Genomic DNA, 19,709 nt, shown 5'->3' with positions numbered 1-19,709 from the left:
CCATGGGCCCAAGCATTCTCGTTGCGCAGAACCTTAGCAAAGTGGTCCCCAGCGCGGAAGGCGACCTGACCATCCTGCACGCGCTTTCGCTCGACCTCGCGCAGGGCGACAGCCTGGCCATCGTCGGCGCGTCGGGCTCGGGCAAGTCGACCTTGCTCGGCCTGCTCGCCGGCCTCGACCGCCCCAGCGCGGGCAATGTGATCCTGGCCGGCAACGACCTCGGCCCGCTCGACGAAGACCAGCGGGCCAAGGTGCGCGCTGAACATGTCGGCTTCGTGTTCCAGTCGTTCCAGTTGCTCGACAGCCTCAACGCCCTGGAAAACGTCATGCTGCCGCTCGAGCTGGACGGTCGCCGGGATGCTCGCGAACACGCCCGCAGCCTGCTCGAACGGGTTGGCCTGGGCAAACGCCTGACCCACACCCCGCGCCAACTGTCGGGCGGCGAACAGCAACGGGTGGCGATCGCCCGGGCCTTCGCCGCGCAGCCGGCGGTGCTGTTTGCCGACGAACCGACCGGCAACCTCGACAGCCACACCGGCGAGCGCATCAGCGACCTGCTGTTCGAACTGAACCAGGAGCGCGGCACCACCCTGGTCCTGGTGACCCATGACGAGCGCCTGGCCACGCGCTGCCGTCGCCTGATCCGCCTCGACGCTGGCCGCCTGGTGGCGCCCCTGGAGCCCTGATGACCCGAATGCCGTTGTTGCGCCTGTGCACCCTGGCGCTGCGTCAGCTGCTGCGCGATGCCCGCGCCAGTGAAGTACGCGTGCTGTTCTTCGCCCTGCTGGTGGCCGTCGCCGCCAGCACCGCCATCGGCTATTTTGGCGCCCGCCTGAACGGCGCCATGCAGTTGCGCGCCAGCGAGTTCCTCGGCGCCGACCTGGTCCTGCAGGGTAATTCGCCGGCGCGCGCCGAGCAGATCGAGGCGGGGGCCACGCTGGGCTTGCGCCATGCCCAGGTGGTGGAGTTCACCAGCGTGGTCGGCGCCGATGCAGGCATCCAGCTGTCGAGCATCAAGGCCGCCGACCCTGCCTACCCGTTGCGTGGCGAACTGCGCAGCGCCGCCGCGCCGTATGCCGAAGAAACCCCAGGCGGCGGGCCCGCGCCCGGAGAAGCCTGGGTCGAACCGCGCCTGCTGGTGGCGCTCGGCCTGGCGATCGGCGACAGCATCGACGTCGGCATGAAGACCCTGCGCATGACCCGCGTGCTGACCTACGAACCGGACCGCGCCAACAACTTCTACAGCCTGACCCCGCGCGTGCTGATCAACCTCGACGACCTGCAAGCGACCGGGGTGATCCAGCCCGGCAGCCGCGTCACCTACCGCGAGCTCTGGCGCGGCGAGCCCGAGGCACTGGCGCAGTATCGTCAGGCGGTGGACAAGGACCTCGCCGCCAACCAGCGCCTGCGCGACACCCGCGACGGCAACCGGCAGATCGGCGGTGCGCTGGGCAAGGCCGAGCGCTACCTGAACATGGCCAGCCTGGTCGCGGTGCTGCTCGCAGGCGTCGCCGTGGCGCTGTCGGCCAGCCGCTATGCCGCCCGCCGCCTGGACGCCAGTGCCTTGCTGCGCTGCCTGGGGCTGTCCCGCCGCGAGGCCCTGGGCCTGTACTGCGTGCAGCTGGCCGCCCTCGGGCTGGTGGCGGCAGTGGCGGGTGCGGCCATTGGCTGGCTGGCGCAACTGGGCCTGTTCCGCCTGCTGCACGGCCTGATGCCGAGCACCATTCCGCCGGGCGGGATCACCCCGGCCCTGGCCGGCATCGCTACCGGCCTGGTCGCGCTGGCCGGCTTTGCCCTGCCACCGCTGGCCGCGCTGGGCCGGGTGCCACCGCTGCGGGTGCTGCGCCGTGACCTGCTGCCGGTGCCGCCGAGCAGCTGGCTGGTGTACGGTACCGCCCTGCTCGCCCTGGGCCTGATCATGTGGCGCCTGAGCCTCGACCTGCTGCTGACCTTTGCCCTGCTCGGCGGCGGCCTGATCGCCGCGCTGGTGCTCGGCGGCCTGCTCCTGCTCGGCTTGCGCAGCCTGCGCCGCTTGCTGGTAGGCGCACCGCTGACCTGGCGCCTGGGCCTTGGCCAACTGCTGCGCCACCCCCTGGCGGCAGCGGGCCAGGCGCTGGCGTTCGGCCTGATCCTTCTGGCCATGGGCCTGGTGGCGCTGCTGCGGGCCGAACTGCTGGACAACTGGCAGGCACAGTTGCCCAAGGACGCGCCCAACCATTTTGCCTTGAACATCCTGCCGGATGACCGCGACGCCTTCGCCCAGCACCTGCGTGACGCCAACGCCACCTCGGCGCCGCTGTACCCGGTGATCCCCGGGCGGCTGACGCACATCAACCAGGAGCCGGTGCGGCAACTGGTCAGCAAGGAGTCCACCGGCGAGCGCGCGGTGCAGCGCGACCTCAGCCTGACCTGGGCCGCCGATCTGCCCCAGGGCAATGCACTGGTCGCCGGCAGATGGTGGCAGGCAACGCCGCCCAGTGACGATGTGCCAGGCGTCTCGGTGGAGTCGGAACTGGCCGCCAGCCTCAACCTCAAGCTCGGCGACCTGCTCGACTTCGACATCGGCGGCCAACCGCGCCAGGCCCGCGTGAGCAGCTTGCGCACGGTGCACTGGGACAGCTTCCAGCCCAACTTCTACATGATCTTCCAGCCCGGCACCCTGCAAGGCCTGCCGACCACCTACCTGACCAGCTTTTACCTGGCGCCGGGGCACGACCAGCAGGTGGTCGCCCTGTCGCGGGCGTTCCCGGCGGCGAGCATTCTCCAGGTCGACGCCCTGCTCGCGCAGTTGCGCAGCATCCTGGCGCAGGTGACCCTGGCCGTGCAGTACGTGCTGCTGTTCGTGCTGGCGGCGGGCCTGGCCGTGCTGTTTGCCGGCCTTCAGGCAACCCTGGATGAGCGCATCCGGCAAGGCGCGTTGCTGCGCGCGCTGGGTGCGGGGCGGCCATTGCTGGTGCGGGCGCGGCGCATCGAGTTCGGCCTGCTCGGGGTGGCCAGCGGGCTGCTGGCCGCGCTGGGCTGCGAGCTGATCAGCTGGGCGCTGTATCGCTATGCGTTCGACTTGCAGTGGAGCCCACACCCGTGGCTGTTGCTGCTGCCGGTGCTGGGCGCGCTGCTGATTGGCGGGGCCGGCGTGTGGGGTACCCGGCGCGCGTTGAATGCGAGCCCGCTGACGGTGTTGCGCGAGGGCTAGCCGAGCGGCGTCGTTGCCGACCGCAGCGACGCCGTTGCTTACGCCTGACTCACGCCGTAATGGATCCGCGCGATATACCAGGTCGCCTCGCCGGTCGGGGTCTGCACCACCACCTCATCGCCCTCCTCCTTCTTGAGCAGCGCGCGGGCCATCGGTGAGTCGATCGAGATGTAGTCGTTGCGCCCGTAGATCTCGTCATAGCCGACAACGCGGAATTTCAGGATCTCGCCCTCATCGTTGTCGATCTCCACCCAGGCACCGAAGAACACCCGGCCTTCCTGCTCGGGCGAATAGGCCACCACCTTGACGTCCTCGAGGCGCTTGCGCAGGTAGCGCACGCGGCGGTCGATCTCGCGCAGGAGCTTCTTGTTGTACTGGTAATCGGCGTTTTCGCTGCGGTCACCGAGCGACGCCGCCCACGCGACCTTCTGGGTGATCTCGGGGCGGTACACGCGCCACAGATGATCAAGCTCCTGCTTGAGCGCCTGATGACCTTCGGCAGTGATGATGTTGGTGCTCAAACGGCGTTCTCCTCAGCGCTTGCCCGGCGAGCAACAGAGGCTGACCGAAGCGCCGAGCTTACCGAAAAAAGCCCAGCGCGACACGCCGCTCAAGCACGGGTGATCAGGCCTTGGCGGGCGATGCGGGTGAGATGACCGATGACCTCGGCGGCCTGGTCGGCCGCAGGCGCCTGGATCACCGCCAGATCGAAGCGATCGGCCGCATACTGATCGAGCAGCGCGAAGGTTTCGGCGAACTGGATGAGAAAGGCACGGGCCTGGCCTTTACGCCGCGAAAAACCGTCGAGGTGACGCAGCAAGGTAGGTTGATGCTGGCCGCCGAGCAGGATGCGCGGCGTACGGGAGGCCTGGTTGGCAGGCAGAGGGGTCAGGCAGACACTGGTACGTGGACAACTCATGGAGATTATCTCCGCCTCGCGAATCCCGCTGGGCAGCGGTGGGAGGCGTCACCGAACCAGCGCTTTAGCGGTATTTCGGAGGGCCGTCGAGGCCTCTCCTGCGCCCCGCAAGTAGCTGTTTAAATCGGCGCAAGCGTTATCCTAGAGCGTCAAACCGCAAGCTGCAAGTAGTCGCTACTGGCAGCTTGCGGTTTTCTCGTTGCAGCCGTGTGTCAGCGGGCGATCAGGCGGTCCAGCGAGAAACGACCGGCACCTTCGATGAGCACCGCCACGGTGCCGGCGAGCAAGGCCAGGGCGAATTCATAGCCGTTGTTGGCCATGAACAGGCCGTTGCCGATGTGCACCGAGAGAATCGCCACTACCAGGGTCACGCTCAGCGCCAGGGCCGCGGGGCGCGCCAGCAGGCCGATCACCAGGGCCAGGCCGCCGAAGAACTCGGCGCTACCGGAGAGCAAGGCCATCAGGTAGCCCGGCGCCAGGCCGATGCTTTCCATCCACTGGCCGGTGCCTTCCAGGCCGTAGCCACCGAACAGGCCGAACAGCTTCTGCGCGCCGTGGGCCATGAAGATCACGCCGACGAGGATGCGGATGACGCTCATGCCAGCGCCGGCACGGGTGGAGAACAGGGCGTTGAGGGTGGTGGTGTTCATGGTGAGACTTCCTTGAGCAATTCAGTGTTGTGTTGGGATGGGCGCCATCTTAATCAAAATAATAAATAGTAAAATCGCAAAAAATGCGTACTAACTATCGACCATATCGATTTGTCAGCGCTTGGCCACCCGCTCCAGCGCAGCGCGCTCGCGATTGAATGCCAGGAAGTACTTGTTGACGCTGTTGACGAAGTTGACCGGCCCCATGCCCACCTGCTCCATGGCGATGCGCTCGGTCTGGAAGAACCATTGGTTGCCATTGAGCCCGCGCCGACGCGCCTCGGCACGCATGGCCTGGACCCGCTCCGGGCCGAGGTTGTAGGCCGCCAGGATAAACGCCATGCGCTCACGCTCGTTGAGTTGGGGGCTGGCAAAGAATTTACGGCGGATCAACGCCAGGTAGCGGGCGCTGGCCTGGACATTGCCATCCACCGTCGCGGTGTTGCTCACCCCTACCCGCTGCGCCGCTGCCGGGGTGATCTGCATCAGCCCATGGGCACCGCCGGTGCCGCGTGCCGCCGGGTTGAGCGTGGACTCCTTGAACGCCAGTGCGGCCAGGTTGAGCCAGTCGATCTGCTGCGCCTGGCCGTGCTTCTGCAACACCGCGCGCACCGACTGCAGGCGCTGGCGGTCCTGCCGGGCGAGCGGGTCATGCACCCGGTACTGGCGCCGGTAGATCCGTTCAAAGGCGGCGTCCTGGTTCTCCGGGGCTCGGTAACCCGCCAGAAAACGGTCGACGGTCTCCAGCAGCAAGGTCGCATCGCGGCCCACGTACCAGCGCACGGCCTGCGGCTGGCCCAGCTGCAGGCGGGTGTCCAGGCGCAGGCGCGGCATGACCCGGGCCCAGCGCTGGGCGATCGGCCGCTCGACCACGGTGAGGTGATAGATACCGGCCTGGACCATCTCCAGCACATCCTCGACCGCCAGCGTCGGGTCGACCCATTCCACCTTGATCGGCGCACGCTTGCGTAACGCCAGTTGCTGGTTGAGCGCCTGGATCACTGCGCCGGCGCCACTGGCGCTGGTCAGGGCGATGGTCCGCCCGGACAGCTGCTCGACCCGGCTGAAGCTGCGCTCGCCCTTGCGCCCGACCAGCAGCAACGCCACCTGGTCGACGACTGGCGCACTGCCGCTCACGCCCCGCACCAGGCCGGGATCGAGCAGTTCGCCGGGCGCGGCAAGGTCGCCCTCGCCACGCTGCAAGGCACCGAGCAGCTGTTCCTTGGCGCGCGGGATGAGCTTGACCTTGATCAGCTGGCCCTGGCGTTCACGCCCATTGAGGTAGTGCTCAAGAGCCCGCAGGCGGTGGTATTCGACGCCCACCGGCTCACCCTTGATCTCGCCAGAGCTGTTGCGGCTCTGGTTGACCAGCACGCGCAATTCCTTGGTGCTGCGCACTTGCGGGAGGTCGCGTGGCTGGCTGTTCGCGCTGGTCTGCAGCGGCCCGGGCAGGCGTGCGCTGGCCGGGCCCGCGAACAACAGGCCGAAGATCAACAGCAGGGTCAGCAACGGTCGCTGCATGCGAAGACGTATCCGAAAGCGGTGGGCTGGCGCCAACAAGGCGGTGACAAATGACGTCAAAAGACCATGGCAAACGATTGAAGTTCTTGGATTTTTCGTGAAATCAGGGGTTTTTGCTATGCTGACGGCCCCGCAGCACGAGGTAGCACCATGCAACTGATCGATATTGGCGTCAACCTGACCAACAGCAGCTTCCACGACAAGCAGGCCGAGGTTGTCGAGCGTGCGGTGCAGGCTGGCGTGGTGCAGATGGTCCTCACCGGCACCAGCCTGGACGGTAGCGAGCATGCCCTGGAGCTGTGCCAGCAACTGGACGCGCCGGGCCAGCGGCTGTTCTCCACGGCTGGCGTGCACCCTCACGACGCCAAGAGCTGGGTGGCCGACAGCGACCGCCGACTGCGCCAGTTGCTCGAGCAACCGCGGGTCAAGGCGGTGGGTGAGTGCGGCCTGGACTTCAACCGCGACTTCTCCCCTCACCCACAGCAGGAGCAGGCACTGGAAGCGCAACTGGCCCTGGCTGCCGAGTTGCGCCTGCCGGTGTTCCTGCATGAGCGTGATGCCAGCGAGCGGCTGCTGGCGATCCTCAAGGACTACCGCGATCATCTGCCTGCCGCAGTCGTGCACTGCTTCACTGGCGAGCGCGAGGCGCTGTTCGCTTACCTCGACCTGGACCTGCACATCGGCATCACCGGCTGGATCTGCGACGAGCGCCGCGGCACCCACCTGCACCCGCTGGTAGGCAACATCCCCGAGGGCCGGCTGATGCTCGAGAGCGATGCGCCGTACCTGCTGCCACGCAGCCTGCGGCCCAAGCCGAAAAGCGGCCGCAATGAGCCGGCGTTTCTGCCTGAGGTGCTGCGCGAGGTGGCGTTGCATCGGGGTGAGACACTGGAACATACCGCGCGACACACCACTGAATGTGCGCGCCAGTTCTTTAACCTGCCCTGACTGCGCGTCGCACTTTTCGCGGGTAAACCCGCTCCCACAGGGTCCCGGGGTGATCCTGTCGGGGGTGGTTTCTTGATGCATATCAAGACTCACTCTGAAGCAAGCGGACACAATGATGGCACCTTGCCAATACTGTTTCCGCTCAACTCAGAGAAGACCTACCATGGGTGCCTGGCTTAGCAATATTTCCTTGAAGTACAAGTTCTGGGCCGTCAACGCAGTGGCCTTTGTCACCACCCTGCTGCTGGTGCTGTACGCCGTGCACCTGGAGCAGCAGGCCCGCGCCGAGGGTGCGCGCGCGCAAGCCCAGGCACAGGCACAACTGATTGCCGCCTGGCCTGCCGGGCAAGCCCTGCCCAAGCAAGCGAACGTGATCACCTGGCAAGCCGGCCAGACCCCGAGCTATGCCGGTGCGCCACTGCCGGCGCTTGGCAATGCCCAGGGCTGGGTCGAACTGCCCAGCGCCGCGCTGCTGGGCGACAACCCGGTGCACGGCGCCCAGGTGCTGCGCCAAGGTGACCAGCAACTGGCCGTGGTGGCCCAGTCGCCCAGCCTGCGCCAGGTGTTCGTCGAGCGCTTCAGCAACTACGCCGTGTGCGTGATGATCCTGATGCTGGCCATGCTCGGCGCGTCGCAGTTGCTCATCCGCTTCTTGCTCAGCCAGCTCAACACACTCAAGGACGTCATGCTGCACGTCGAGAAGACCGGCGACCTGTCGGCCCGCGTGCCGCTGGCCTGCGGCGATGAGGTGGGCCAGATGGCCGGGGCGTTCAACGCCATGCAGTCCACCTATCACCGGGTGGTCAGCACCGTTGCGCGCACGGCGGCCCAGCTCGACGCCGGCGCGGCGCGCCTGGCGGCGAGCATGAACGACGTCCGCCAGGGCATGCTCGGCCAGCAGAGCGAGACCGACCAGGCCGCCACGGCAATCAATGAAATGTCCGCCACCGTGCACCATATCGCCCAGCACGCCGGTGCCACCCGCGACCTCTCGCAGACCGCCGACACCCTCGCCGGCAGCGGCCAGGCGGTGGTCAGCCGGGTGCAGGACTCGATTGCCGGCTTGTCCAGCGGCGTGCAGCAGACCGCCGAGATGATTCGCCAACTGGCGGAAGACAGCCAGAAGATCAACAGCGTGGTCGGGGTGATCCACAGCATCGCCGAACAGACCAACCTGCTGGCTCTCAATGCCGCCATCGAAGCGGCCCGCGCCGGCGACCTCGGACGCGGCTTCGCGGTGGTCGCCGATGAGGTGCGCAACCTGGCCAAGCGCGTGCAGACCTCCACCGACGAGATCACCGAGATGGTCTCGGCGCTGCAGGCGGGCACCCGCGATGCGGTCGATTTCATGCAGGAGAGTTCGTACAAGGCCGACGACTGCGTCAAGCAGGCCCGCGAGGCCGGTGAGTCGCTGGCGGACATTACCGGTGCGGTGGCGCAGATGCGCGAGAGCAACACCCAGATCGCGGTGGCCGCCGAGCAGCAGAGCCAGGTCGCCGAAGAGATGAACCGGGCGGTGGTGAGCATTCGCGACGTCACCGAGCAGACCGTCCAGCAGACCGTCGGCTCGGCGACCACCAGCAACGAGCTGGCGACCCTGGCCGGCGAGCTCAACAAAGCCATCGGCCAGCTCAAGCTATAGTGATGATAGCCAGCCTCGATTGGCCCCCTTGCCGGGGCCGCACTAAGCTTTGGGCATACCGAGAGGAATTGTCCAATGAGCAAACGCCTGCCTAACCTGCCCGCCTGGCAATGGCGTGGCTACCCCAACAACCATCGCCACCCGGCCAACCTGGTACTGCACCTGATTGCCGTGCCGTTGTTCATCCTTGGCGCACTGCTGGTGCTGTCAGGGCTGTTCGGCTTCGACCTCGGGCAGATCGCGGTGGGGGTCATTGCCCTGATCGCCGGGCTGGGCCTGCAACGCCACGGCCACCGCCTGGAGGCCGAGCAGCCCGAACCCTTCGCCAACCGCAAAGACGCCGTCAAACGCCTGCTCACCGAGCAGTTCATCACCTTCCCCCGGTTCGTCCTCAGCGGCGCCTGGTGGCGAGCCTGGCGCGAGCGCCACAAGCACCACCGCTAGCTAGGCGAACACCGTCACCGTCTGCCGGCTGAGTGCCAGCAACTCCCCCTCGGCCGTCCACAGGGCGGCCGAGGCGTGTCCGTAGCCATCGCGCGCATACTCGGTCTCGACGCAGTACTGGCACCAGTCGAGGGTGCTCAGGCGCGGCGTGGGCTGGACGAATTCGATGGTCCAGGTCAGGGTACTGCCCGCCGCCGGCTGCTTGAGCATCGGCAGCACGCTGGGTGGCCAGGCATCGACCAGGGCCAGCAGGTGGGCGGGATCGACTGGCCCCTCGGCAACGTCGCGCAGGCGCACCCAGCCGCCCATGTGGCGTGAGCTGTTGCCGCTGAACGGCAGGCCGCCGATCGCCCAGCGCAGCGCTACGTGGCGCATGAACTCCGGCGTCACCCCTTTGATGTAAGGCAGTTCGGGGGCGGCCTGATCGAGCGGCTTCATCTCGAGCGGCGGCTGCGCGTGCACCTCGACCGCCGAGGGGCGCCCCGCGCCGAAGCTGCCCTGCACCAAGGTCACCACCTGCCCTGCCTGGACCGCACGGCCAAGCAGCGTGCTGACCGCCTTGCCCTCGCGCAGCACCTCGACCTCGAAGCTGATCGGCACATCAGGTGCAGCGGGGCCGACAAAGGTGATCGCCAGGGAGCGCACCGGACGCTCGTCGACCAGCCTGGCGCGCATGGCCTCATAGACCATCGCGGCCATCAGGCCACCAAATGCGGCCCGGCCCTGGGCCCAATCGGCCGGCACGGTGACGGTTTCAGCAGACTGGCGCACTGCCGTCAGCAATTGCGTGAAGTTCATGGGGTTCCTCGACACCTGGACAGACAATGGGGCAAGGCCTGATGTTAACCAGCGCAGGGCTGGCGAGCAGCCCGCATATCGGTCATTTGCAGGGGCTATTCGCACGCGCTATCGGCGCGCCAGAGCGTCTTGCAGGCGTTGCAGGGTGATGTCGGACTTCGCCTCGGCCTGGTGCAGCTCCGCCTCCCAGGTGGCCTGACAGGGCGCCAGGTCGGGGTGCTGGGGCACCTGCAGCAACCATTGCAGGCGATCGTGCCAGTCACCCAGGTCTCCCTGCGCGCGCTTGAGCAGGCGCTGCAACTTGCTGCCGGCATGATCGAGCTGCGGATAGGCGTCATCGCCATAGCGTACCCGCTTGATCAGCAGGCGCAGGCGATGGCGGTCGTGGGCGGGGTCTTTCAGGCCTTTCTCAAGCTTGCGCCACTGGCTGTGCAGGCGCTTGTCGATACGCTTGCCCAGGCCATCGACCAGGCCTTCTCGGTCCGCAGCGCGCAGGAACACCGGGAACGCATCGACGATCGCCAGCATGCGTGTGAGCTCGGCACTGCCCGCGACACCGGCAAAGGTCGCCGCCCTGCCCTGCAGACGCTGCTGGGCCGCCTGCTGCAGGCCGCGCCCGAGCAGCTCGGCAGCGAGCACCTCGCGGTCGCGCAGCGGCGTGGTCAGCGTGCCGAGGGCCTCGGCCGCCTGCTCCAGCTGCTCGACCGCAGGCAACCCGCGCAAGGGCCGCAGCAGGCTACGCAGGCGCCGGGTGGAGGTGCGCAGGTCGTGCAGGGCTTCGCTGTCGACATCGGCCGCAAGGCGCTCGCGGCACGCCAGCAGGCGTACGTGCAAGGTCAGGACCTGGGCGACCACATGATCGAGCATGGCGGACATAAGGCGCTCCTTGTTCAACGGCCGGCGCGCGACTCACGAATGTAGAAGCGTGCCTTCTCGGCCTTCTTGGTGCAGCCCTCGAAACCTTCGAACTGCTGCTGGGTCTTGGCACCGGTCAGCAGCGACAGTGCCTTGGAGTAACTCACAGTGCCGGCGAAGCCTTCGGCCTTGGCCAGGTCGAGCTCCTTCCAGGCGGCATCCAGCTGGGTCGCGCAGCTGTCACGGTAGGCCGTCTTGCCCGCGCAGCCAGCCAGGGCCAGGGCAATCAGTGGAAGGCAGATCCAGGCTTTCATCGGTATTACCTCAAAGTGAACGAGAGAGTGGCAGTTCGACGCACGGGCAATCGAAAAGTGCCCTGCCCAAGGGTAGTTCAGCACACATGGCATTGAAGCACAGGCCGCAATAGGTGCATTGTTGACCCATGCTTGCACAGCCGCGAGGGAATATCATGAGCAAACGTGTCGCGTTGGTATTGGGGTCGGGTGGAGCGCGCGGGTATGCACACATCGGGGTGATCGAGGAAATCGAACGGCGCGGGTATGACATCGCCTGCATCGCGGGGTGTTCGATGGGGGCCGTGGTCGGCGGCGTGTATGCCGCGGGCAAGCTCGACGAGTACCGCAACTGGATCGAGAGCCTGGACTACCTCGATGTACTGCGCCTGGTCGACGTCAGCTTTCGCCTGGGGGCGATTCGCGGCGACAAGGTGTTTGGGCAGATCCGCAAGATCGTCGGCGAGATCAACATCGAGCAGTTGCGCATCCCCTACACGGCAGTGGCCACCGACCTCACCAACCAGCAGGAAATCTGGTTCCAGGAGGGCTGCCTGCATCAAGCCATGCGCGCCTCGGCGGCGATTCCCAGCCTGTTCACGCCGGTGGTGCAAGGCAATCGCATGCTGGTCGATGGCGGCATTCTCAACCCGCTGCCGATCGTCCCGGTGGTGTCCAGCCACTGCGACCTGATCATCGCGGTCAACCTCAACGCGACCAACCAGAACCAGTACCAGTTGCCGGTGATCGAGCGGCCGGCGGCGTTCAAGAAGCGCTTCGATGCGCTGATCGACTCGGTGGGTTCACGCCTGCCGTTTCGCCGCCGGCCCGCCGAGCAGATGATCCGCCTCGACCAGGAAATCAACGCCGAAAGCCTGTCTGTGCCCAACCCCTGGCTGGGCGAAGCCGCCAATCCTGAGGGTCAGCAGCCAGCGGCGGCGCCAGAGAGCAGCGGCGCACCCAAGTCGGCGACCGGCTCGTTCATCATCGACAACGTCGGCCCCGCGTCGCTGCTGGACTTGATCAACCAGAGCTTCGAGGTGATGCAGACCTCGCTGGCGCAGTACAAGATCGCCGGGTACCCGCCCGACATCCTGATCAACGTGCCCAAGCGGGTGTGCCAGTTCTTCGAGTTCTACAAGGCGCCGGAGCTGATTGCGCTGGGGCGGGAGATTGCCCGCGATACCCTGGATACCTATGAGGGCAAGCGACGCTAGTCCCCAGCCTGAACAACCGGATTGCAGAAACACGACAGGCCGCATAAGCGGCCTGTCGTGTTATCCGAGGTGCACTCAGTAGCGAGTGATATCGGCGGTGGCTTCCAGCTGCTTGCGGTAAGCCGCGAAGTCCTGCTGGCCGGCACGCGAGGCGAGGTAGCGACGGATCTGCTGCTTCTCCTCGTCAGTGGCCGCAGCGCCTTCGTTGACGCCTTTGAGCTGCACCAGCACCAGGCTGCCATCAGCCAGGACTACGCTGCTGAACTCCGGCTTGTCCTTGCCTTCAGGCTTGGCCAGGCGGAACACGGCCTGCAGCTCGGCCGGCTCGATGCCGTCCTGGCCGCGGGTGACCGCTTCCTGGGTTTTCCAGGTCTGGCCGTCGTGGGCAGTGCCCGGCTTGATCGAACCGTCACGCAGGCCGGCGATCAGCGTGTCAGCCTTGACCTTGAGTTCGGCAGTCGCCTTCTCCTTGGCCAGGTGCTCGCTGATGCGCTGGGCCACCGCTTGCAGAGGCAGTTGCTCTGGCTTGCGGTGCTCCTTGGCACGCAGGACGATCACGGTTTCCGGGTCCAGCTCGATGGCGTTGCTGTTGGAACCTTCGTCGATCACTTCTTCGCTGAACGCGGCCTGCACCACCGAACGGTTGGCGGTGATGCCTTCGCCACCCTCGCGGCCAAACGGCGCCGAGGTCTGCACCTTGAGGCCCAGGTCCTGGGCCGGTTGGGCCAGGTCGGAGGCTTCGAAGGCAGCGTCTTCCAGCGCTTTGGTCACTTCGACGAAGCGCTGCTCGACCTGCTGGGTCTTCAGCTCACGCGACAGCTTGTCTTTCAGGCTGGCAAAGCTTGGCACCTCAGGTGCCTCGACGCCCAGCAGCTTGATCAGGTGGTAGCCGAACTCGGTGCGCACCGGCTGCGAAACCTGGTCCTTGTTCAGCTGGTACAGGGCGTCTTCGAACGCTGGGTCATAGACGCCAGGGCCGGCAAAGCCGAGGTCACCACCGGTAGTGGCCGAACCCGGATCCTGGGAGAACTCCTTCGCCAGCGTGGCGAAGTCCTCACCCTTGGCCAGGCGCTGCTGGATCTCTTCGATACGTGCCTTGGCCTGGGCATCGGTGACCTTGTCGTTGACGTCGATCAGGATGTGAGCGGCATGACGCTGCTCGGCCAGGTTGGCGATTTCTTTCTCGTAGAGGGCCTTGAGCTGGTCTTCGTCGACCTTGACCTGATCGAAGAACGACGACTTCTTCAGCTCGATGTAGTCGATGACCACCTGGTCCGGCGTCATGAACTCCTTGGCGTGCTGGTCGTAGTGCGCCTTGACCTCTTCATCGCTGACCTTGACGGCGGCCGGGTTGGCCTTGAAGGTCAGCGAAGCGAAATCGCGGGTCTGCTTTTCCAGGCGGGCAAAGGCGTCGACCTGCTTGTCAGTGACGAAGCTGCTGCCGGCAAGGCCGGTGCGCAGCTGGCCGATGAGCATTTCTTCGGCCAGCATCTCGCGGAACTGCAAGCGGCCATAGCCCATCTGGCGAATGACCTGGTCGAAACGGTTGGCGTCGAACTTGCCATCGACCTGGAACTCAGGCGTCTGCAGGATCACTTGATCCAGCGCGGCTTCGGAGAAAGCGAACTTGGCGTCTTCAGCACCCTGCAACAGCAGTTTGCGGTCGATCAGCCCTTTCAGCGCGGCTTCGCGCAGCATCTTCTCGTCGAGCAAGGCAGGATCGAAATCCTTGCCCAGCTGTTGCATCAGCTGGCGGCGCTGCATGTCGACGGCCTGGCTCAGCTCGTTCTGGCTGATGGTCTGGCCGTTTACCTTGGCGGCGTCCTGGCTATGGCTGGCGGCCTGGAAAATGGCCTCGAAGCCAGTCAACGCCATCAGTACGACGATAAGGCCGATGATGGTCTTGGCAATCCAACCCTGTGAATTGTCCCTGATATTCTGCAGCATGCGTCCCCCAGAAACGGTTGTACCACTGCGTCGTCAACCGCGGAGCGTGGGTAGAGTCCTGATAGAAGAAAGGCGCATCCGAAGATGCGCCTTCTCGAAGCGAGCGTGTCGGGCGGGAACGTTTGCGTCCCGCCGTCACGCGGTCGACCCGAGCAATGCCCGGGCCGGCTGAAGAGACGACTTAGTTGACGGCGTCTTTCAGGCCTTTACCAGCTTTGAAGCCTGGAACCTTGGCAGCGGCGATCTTGATGGCGTTACCGGTTTGCGGGTTACGGCCGGTGCGCTCAGCGCGCTCCTTGACGGAGAACGTACCGAAACCTACCAGTACCACGTCGTCGCCTTGCTTCAGGGCACCGGTAACGGATTCGATCACGGCGTCCAGCGCCTTACCGGCGGTGGCTTTGGAAATGTCAGCAGATGCGGCGATAGCGTCAATCAGTTCCGACTTGTTCACTCTAAGTCCCCTTATCTCTATTTGAGTTTGTTTCTAAATATGTAATGAAATGCGTGTGAAACTAGCGCTGGGTGGCCTGTTGACACTGGCGTGCCGCTTTATAACAAGGGCCCGAAAAAACTGTCAAGGAAAGCCCCCCAGCGAAAACCGTATTAGTGCGTGCTGATTCTTTCCTTGGCATCGCTGTCGCGCTTTTCATCCTTTGCGACAATCTCCGGAGCCACATCTGGCAAGGGCTCCGGGGCGTATTGCAGCGCAATTTGGAGGACTTCGTCAATCCATTTGACCGGTTTGATCTGAAGATCCTGTTTGATGTTTTCCGGAATCTCCTTCAGATCGCGAACATTCTCCTCTGGAATGATCACCGTCTTGATCCCCCCACGGTGTGCCGCGAGCAGTTTTTCCTTCAAGCCACCGATCGCCAGCACCTGCCCACGCAGGGTGATTTCACCGGTCATGGCGACGTCTGCACGGACCGGAATCTGCGTCAGCGCCGACACCAGCGCGGTGCACATGCCGATACCGGCACTTGGCCCATCCTTCGGCGTGGCGCCCTCTGGCATGTGGATATGCACGTCACGCTTCTCGTGGAAGTCGTTGCCGATCCCCAGGCTGCGGGCACGGCTGCGGACCACGGTCTGCGCGGCGGTGATCGACTCGACCATGACATCGCCGAGCGAGCCGGTCTTGATCAACTGCCCCTTGCCCGGGATCACCACGGCTTCGATGGTCAGCAGTTCGCCGCCCACCTGGGTCCAGGCAAGGCCCGTGACCTGACCGATCTGGTCTTGCTGCTCGGCCAGGCCGTAGCGGAACTTGCGCACGCCGAGCAATTGCTCGAGCTGCTCGCCAGCCACCTTGACCTTGACCAGTTTCTGCCCGGTATGTTCCTTGACCACCTTGCGGCAGACCTTGGCGATCTGCCGCTCGAGGCCACGCACACCGGCTTCGCGGGTGTAGTAACGGATGATGTCGCGGATCGCGCTGACGTCGACGTCCAGCTCGTCCTTCTTCAAACCGTTGGCCTTGACCTGCTTGGGCACCAGGTACTTGACCGCGATGTTGATCTTCTCGTCCTCGGTGTAACCCGGCAGGCGGATGACTTCCATCCGGTCGAGCAGCGCCGGCGGGATGTTCATCGAGTTCGAGGTGCACAGGAACATCACGTCGGAAAGGTCGTAGTCGACTTCCAGGTAATGGTCGTTGAAATTGTGGTTCTGCTCGGGGTCGAGCACTTCGAGCAACGCCGACGCCGGGTCGCCACGCATGTCGCTGCCCATCTTGTCGATCTCGTCGAGCAGGAACAGCGGGTTGCGTACGCCTACCTTGGTCATCTTCTGGATCAGACGGCCAGGCATGGAGCCGATGTAGGTGCGACGGTGGCCGCGGATCTCGGCCTCGTCACGCACGCCACCGAGGGCCATGCGCACGAACTTGCGGTTGGTCGCGGTAGCGATCGACTCGGCCAGCGAGGTCTTGCCGACGCCAGGCGGGCCGACCAGGCACAGCACCGGGCCGCGGATCTTCTTCACCCGCTTCTGCACGGCGAGGTACTCAAGGATGCGTTCCTTGACCTCTTCCAGGCCGTAATGGTCGGCGTCGAGGATTTCCTCGGCCTTGGCCAGGTCAAGGCGCACCTTGCTCTGGGCCTTCCACGGCACTTGCACGAGCCAGTCGAGGTACGTCCGGACCACGGTAGCTTCGGCCGACATCGGTGACATCTGCTTGAGCTTGTTCAGCTCGGCCTGGGCCTTGGCCAGGGCGTCCTTGGGCAGGCCCGCGGCGTCGATGCGCTTTTTCAGCTCTTCGACTTCGTTGTGGCCTTCGTCGCCATCACCGAGCTCTTTCTGAATGGCCTTCATCTGCTCATTCAGGTAGTACTCGCGCTGGCTGCGCTCCATTTGCTTCTTGACCCGACCGCGGATGCGTTTTTCCACCTGCAGCAGGTCGATTTCAGCGTCCAGCAGGGCCAACACGTGCTCGACACGGGTCTGCAGGTCGACGATCTCGAGGATCTCCTGCTTCTGCTCGATCTTCAGGGCCATGTGTGCGGCCATGGTGTCGACGAGGCGACCAGGCTCTTCGATGCTGTTGAGCGACGAGAGCACTTCGGCAGGGACCTTCTTGCCCAGCTGCACATACTGTTCGAACTGCGACAGCAGGCTGCGCACGAAGACTTCCGACTCGCGCTCGGGCGCGTCGGTTTCTTCGATCAGGCTGACTTCGGCACGCACGTGCCCATCGACTTCGGTAAAGCGCTCGACCGCGCCACGCTGCTCGCCTTCGACCAGTACCTTGACGGTACCGTCGGGCAGTTTCAGCAGCTGCAGAACGGTGGCAATGGTACCGACGCGGTACAGGGCGTCTTCGCCTGGATCATCGTCGGCCGGGTTTTTCTGGGCGAGCAGAAGGATCTGCTTTTCGCCGGTCATCGCGGCCTCGAGGGCCTCGATGGATTTTTCGCGCCCCACAAACAGCGGGATGACCATGTGCGGATAAACGACGACATCGCGCAATGGCAAAAGAGGCAAGTCGAGGGTGGTCTTCATGATTTCGCCTCTACAGCGGCCTTGTGGCCGGAAACCGGTGGAAATGATGCTTGGACCTAATGTGGGGGCAGCCCTGGGAAATTACAAGCGTTGAAGCAGGAAAAGCAGAAAGGGGCCCGAAGGCCCCTTTCTTTTTACCCACCGTCGGCCTGAATCAGGCGTCCGGTACGGCTTTGGCTTGCGGCTCGCTGTTCTCGTAGATGAGCAGCGGCTGCGAGGTGCCTTCGATAACGCTCTCGTCGATCACCACCTTGCTGACTTCCTTCTGCGAAGGAATTTCGTACATGGTGTCGAGCAGCACGCCTTCGAGGATCGAACGCAGGCCACGGGCGCCAGTCTTGCGCTCCAGGGCTTTGCGGGCAACGGCCTTGAGCGCATCGCTGCGGAACTCGAGGTCGACGCTTTCCATCTCGAACAGCTTGGCGTACTGCTTGGTCAGGGCGTTTTTCGGCTCGGTGAGGATCTGCATCAACGCAGCCTCATCCAGCTCGTCGAGGGTCGCCAGGACCGGCAGACGGCCAACGAATTCCGGGATCAGACCGAACTTGACCAGATCGTCAGGCTCGACTTCACGCAGGGACTCACCAACCTTCTTGCCTTCTTCCTTGCTGCGCACTTCAGCACCGAAACCGATGCCACCTTTGGTGGAGCGGTTCTGGATGACCTTTTCAAGGCCCGAGAATGCGCCACCGCAGATGAACAGGATGTTGCGGGTATCAACCTGCAGGAATTCCTGTTGCGGGTGCTTGCGGCCACCTTGCGGCGGTACCGAAGCGACGGTGCCTTCGATCAGCTTCAACAGCGCCTGCTGCACGCCTTCGCCCGAAACGTCACGGGTGATCGACGGGTTGTCCGACTTGCGCGAAATCTTGTCGATTTCGTCGATGTAGACAATGCCCATCTGGGCCTTCTCCACGTCGTAGTCGCACTTTTGCAGCAGTTTCTGAATGATGTTCTCGACGTCCTCACCGACATAACCGGCTTCGGTCAGGGTGGTGGCGTCGGCAATGGTGAACGGTACGTTCAACAGGCGTGCAAGGGTTTCGGCGAGCAGGGTCTTGCCCGAGCCAGTTGGCCCGATCAGGAGGATGTTGCTCTTGCCGAGTTCGACTTCGTCGCCCTTCTTGTCACGCTGATTCAGGCGCTTGTAGTGGTTGTAGACCGCTACCGCAAGCACCTTCTTAGCGCGCTCCTGACCGATCACGTACTGATCCAGGATGCCGCTGATTTCTTTCGGCGAAGGCAATTTGTGCGCGTTGCTCTCGGCCTGGGCTTCCTGCACCTCCTCACGGATGATGTCGTTGCACAGGTCGACGCACTCGTCGCAGATAAATACCGAGGGCCCGGCAATCAATTTGCGCACTTCGTGCTGGCTTTTGCCGCAGAAGGAGCAATAGAGCAATTTGCCGCTGTCCTCGCCGTTACGGGTGTCAGTCATTCGATCGATCCAATCCGGTAGGCTTGAAACACAAGATGAAGGCAATTGCGGGCTTTTTCAAGTCCGCAGGTGGGCGCTTTTGGCACCCACCTGCTCTGGCCCCTAGGATCAGGAGACCAGTTGCCGCTTGTCGTATACCGAGTCGATCAGGCCGTACTCGGCCGCGCGCTGGGCGCTCATGAAGTTGTCACGCTCAGTATCACGCTGGATGGTCTCGAGGTCCTGGCCGGTGTGGTAGGCCAGCAGCTCGTTGAGACGTGCCTTGATGCTGAGGATTTCCTGGGCGTGGATCTGGATGTCGGTGGCCTGACCCTGGAAGCCGCCAAGCGGCTGGTGGATCATGACGCGCGAGTTCGGCAGGCAGTGACGCTTGCCCTTGGCACCCGCGGTCAACAGGAAGGCGCCCATGCTGCAGGCCTGGCCGATGCAGATGGTCGAGACATCCGGCTTGATGAACTGCATGGTGTCGTAGATCGACATGCCCGCAGTCACCGAACCGCCCGGCGAGTTGATGTAGAGATGGATATCCTTGTCCGGGTTTTCCGCTTCGAGGAACAGCATCTGCGCCACGACCAGGTTGGCCATGTAGTCTTCTACAGGACCTACCAGGAAGATCACTCGCTCCTTCAACAGGCGCGAGTAGATGTCATAGGCGCGTTCGCCACGGGCGGACTGCTCGATAACCATCGGGACCAGGCCGCCTGCGGCCTGGATGTCAGAGCTCTGCTGAATATAAGAATTGCGGGACATGTCCTGCACTCACTCCCAAATAGTCATGGCTTGATAACGCACAAGCCAGCGCGAAGGCTGGCTTGTGGGGGTTTCCTACGATAGCTGCAGG

General features: G+C 64.5%; 18 protein-coding genes. 6 read left to right on the top strand and 12 right to left on the bottom strand.

Features of this window, described 5'->3' with window-relative positions; all coding sequences use genetic code 11:
* Positions 1-2 precede the first annotated feature (2 nt).
* Together CCOS865_RS09855 and CCOS865_RS09850 are read left to right on the top strand one after the other, a co-directional pair.
* Positions 3-686 (top strand): ABC transporter ATP-binding protein, encoded by a 684-nt coding sequence (locus CCOS865_RS09855; protein ID WP_119140227.1) that lies wholly within the window; start codon positions 3-5, stop codon positions 684-686.
* A complete protein-coding gene (locus CCOS865_RS09850; RefSeq protein ID WP_119140225.1) occupies positions 686-3,193 on the top strand; it encodes an ABC transporter permease in 2,508 nt (835 codons plus the stop codon). The genes CCOS865_RS09855 and CCOS865_RS09850 overlap by 1 nt, the downstream gene beginning before the upstream one ends.
* Before the next feature lie 38 nt (positions 3,194-3,231).
* Here the strand turns inward: CCOS865_RS09850 and greB are convergent, their stop codons facing one another.
* From greB to CCOS865_RS09830, 4 genes are all read right to left on the bottom strand, one after another.
* Complete coding sequence (gene greB / locus CCOS865_RS09845) at positions 3,232-3,714, bottom strand: transcription elongation factor GreB (protein WP_119140223.1); 483 nt, start codon at positions 3,712-3,714, stop codon at positions 3,232-3,234.
* An 89-nt stretch (positions 3,715-3,803) separates the two neighbouring features.
* Positions 3,804-4,112, bottom strand: coding sequence for a hypothetical protein (locus CCOS865_RS09840; RefSeq protein WP_119140221.1), 309 nt, complete (start codon positions 4,110-4,112; stop codon positions 3,804-3,806).
* 212 nt (positions 4,113-4,324) lie between these two features.
* Positions 4,325-4,762: a DoxX family protein gene (locus tag CCOS865_RS09835; RefSeq protein WP_119140219.1), complete on the bottom strand. Its 438-nt coding sequence runs from the start codon at positions 4,760-4,762 to the stop codon at positions 4,325-4,327.
* 114 nt (positions 4,763-4,876) lie between these two features.
* Complete coding sequence (locus CCOS865_RS09830) at positions 4,877-6,283, bottom strand: MltF family protein (RefSeq protein ID WP_119140217.1); 1,407 nt, start codon at positions 6,281-6,283, stop codon at positions 4,877-4,879.
* A gap of 150 nt (positions 6,284-6,433) precedes the next feature.
* On the opposite strand from CCOS865_RS09830, the gene CCOS865_RS09825 reads away from it, so the two are divergent.
* The 3 genes from CCOS865_RS09825 (at position 6,434) to CCOS865_RS09815 (ending at position 9,317) form a co-directional block, all read left to right on the top strand.
* Entirely contained in the window at positions 6,434-7,231 is a 798-nt protein-coding gene (locus CCOS865_RS09825; protein ID WP_119140215.1) for a TatD family hydrolase, read from the top strand.
* Positions 7,232-7,394: 163 nt separating this feature from the next.
* Positions 7,395-8,873, top strand: coding sequence for a methyl-accepting chemotaxis protein (locus CCOS865_RS09820; protein ID WP_119140213.1), 1,479 nt, complete (start codon positions 7,395-7,397; stop codon positions 8,871-8,873).
* Between the two features lie 75 nt (positions 8,874-8,948).
* A complete protein-coding gene (locus tag CCOS865_RS09815; protein WP_119140211.1) occupies positions 8,949-9,317 on the top strand; it encodes an Mpo1-like protein in 369 nt (122 codons plus the stop codon).
* On the opposite strand, the gene CCOS865_RS09810 is transcribed toward CCOS865_RS09815, so the two are convergent.
* From CCOS865_RS09810 to CCOS865_RS09800, 3 genes are all read right to left on the bottom strand, one after another.
* Positions 9,318-10,115, bottom strand: a complete 798-nt coding sequence (locus CCOS865_RS09810; protein WP_119140209.1) for an acyl-CoA thioesterase — start codon at positions 10,113-10,115, stop codon at positions 9,318-9,320.
* A gap of 108 nt (positions 10,116-10,223) precedes the next feature.
* Entirely contained in the window at positions 10,224-10,991 is a 768-nt protein-coding gene (locus tag CCOS865_RS09805) for a CHAD domain-containing protein (protein ID WP_119140207.1), read from the bottom strand.
* A gap of 14 nt (positions 10,992-11,005) precedes the next feature.
* Positions 11,006-11,284, bottom strand: coding sequence for a hypothetical protein (locus tag CCOS865_RS09800; RefSeq protein WP_027593946.1), 279 nt, complete (start codon positions 11,282-11,284; stop codon positions 11,006-11,008).
* 155 nt (positions 11,285-11,439) lie between these two features.
* Here CCOS865_RS09800 and CCOS865_RS09795 point away from each other — a divergent pair, with 155 nt between their 5' ends.
* The gene (locus CCOS865_RS09795; RefSeq protein ID WP_119140205.1) at positions 11,440-12,480 is read left to right on the top strand and encodes a patatin-like phospholipase family protein; all 1,041 of its coding nucleotides are present in this window, start codon (positions 11,440-11,442) and stop codon (positions 12,478-12,480) included.
* Between the two features lie 75 nt (positions 12,481-12,555).
* Here CCOS865_RS09795 and CCOS865_RS09790 read toward each other — a convergent pair whose 3' ends face one another.
* From CCOS865_RS09790 to clpP, 5 genes are all read right to left on the bottom strand, one after another.
* Positions 12,556-14,427 (bottom strand): SurA N-terminal domain-containing protein, encoded by a 1,872-nt coding sequence (locus tag CCOS865_RS09790; protein WP_119140203.1) that lies wholly within the window; start codon positions 14,425-14,427, stop codon positions 12,556-12,558.
* A 181-nt stretch (positions 14,428-14,608) separates the two neighbouring features.
* The gene (gene hupB / locus CCOS865_RS09785) at positions 14,609-14,881 is read right to left on the bottom strand and encodes a nucleoid-associated protein HU-beta (protein WP_119140201.1); all 273 of its coding nucleotides are present in this window, start codon (positions 14,879-14,881) and stop codon (positions 14,609-14,611) included.
* 152 nt (positions 14,882-15,033) lie between these two features.
* Positions 15,034-17,430 carry an endopeptidase La gene (lon, locus tag CCOS865_RS09780; RefSeq protein ID WP_119140199.1) on the bottom strand — a complete coding sequence of 799 codons (2,397 nt, stop codon included), beginning with the start codon at positions 17,428-17,430 and terminating at the stop codon, positions 15,034-15,036.
* 154 nt (positions 17,431-17,584) lie between these two features.
* Positions 17,585-18,868: an ATP-dependent Clp protease ATP-binding subunit ClpX gene (gene clpX / locus CCOS865_RS09775; RefSeq protein ID WP_119140197.1), complete on the bottom strand. Its 1,284-nt coding sequence runs from the start codon at positions 18,866-18,868 to the stop codon at positions 17,585-17,587.
* 108 nt (positions 18,869-18,976) lie between these two features.
* A complete protein-coding gene (clpP, locus tag CCOS865_RS09770; protein WP_119140195.1) occupies positions 18,977-19,618 on the bottom strand; it encodes an ATP-dependent Clp endopeptidase proteolytic subunit ClpP in 642 nt (213 codons plus the stop codon).
* Positions 19,619-19,709: the final 91 nt, after the last annotated feature.

It is taken from the genome of Pseudomonas reidholzensis, assembly GCF_900536025.1.
Lineage (GTDB): Bacteria > Pseudomonadota > Gammaproteobacteria > Pseudomonadales > Pseudomonadaceae > Aquipseudomonas > Aquipseudomonas reidholzensis.
Note: the sequence above shows the minus strand (reverse complement) of the source record. Positions and strands in the feature narration are given on the sequence as shown.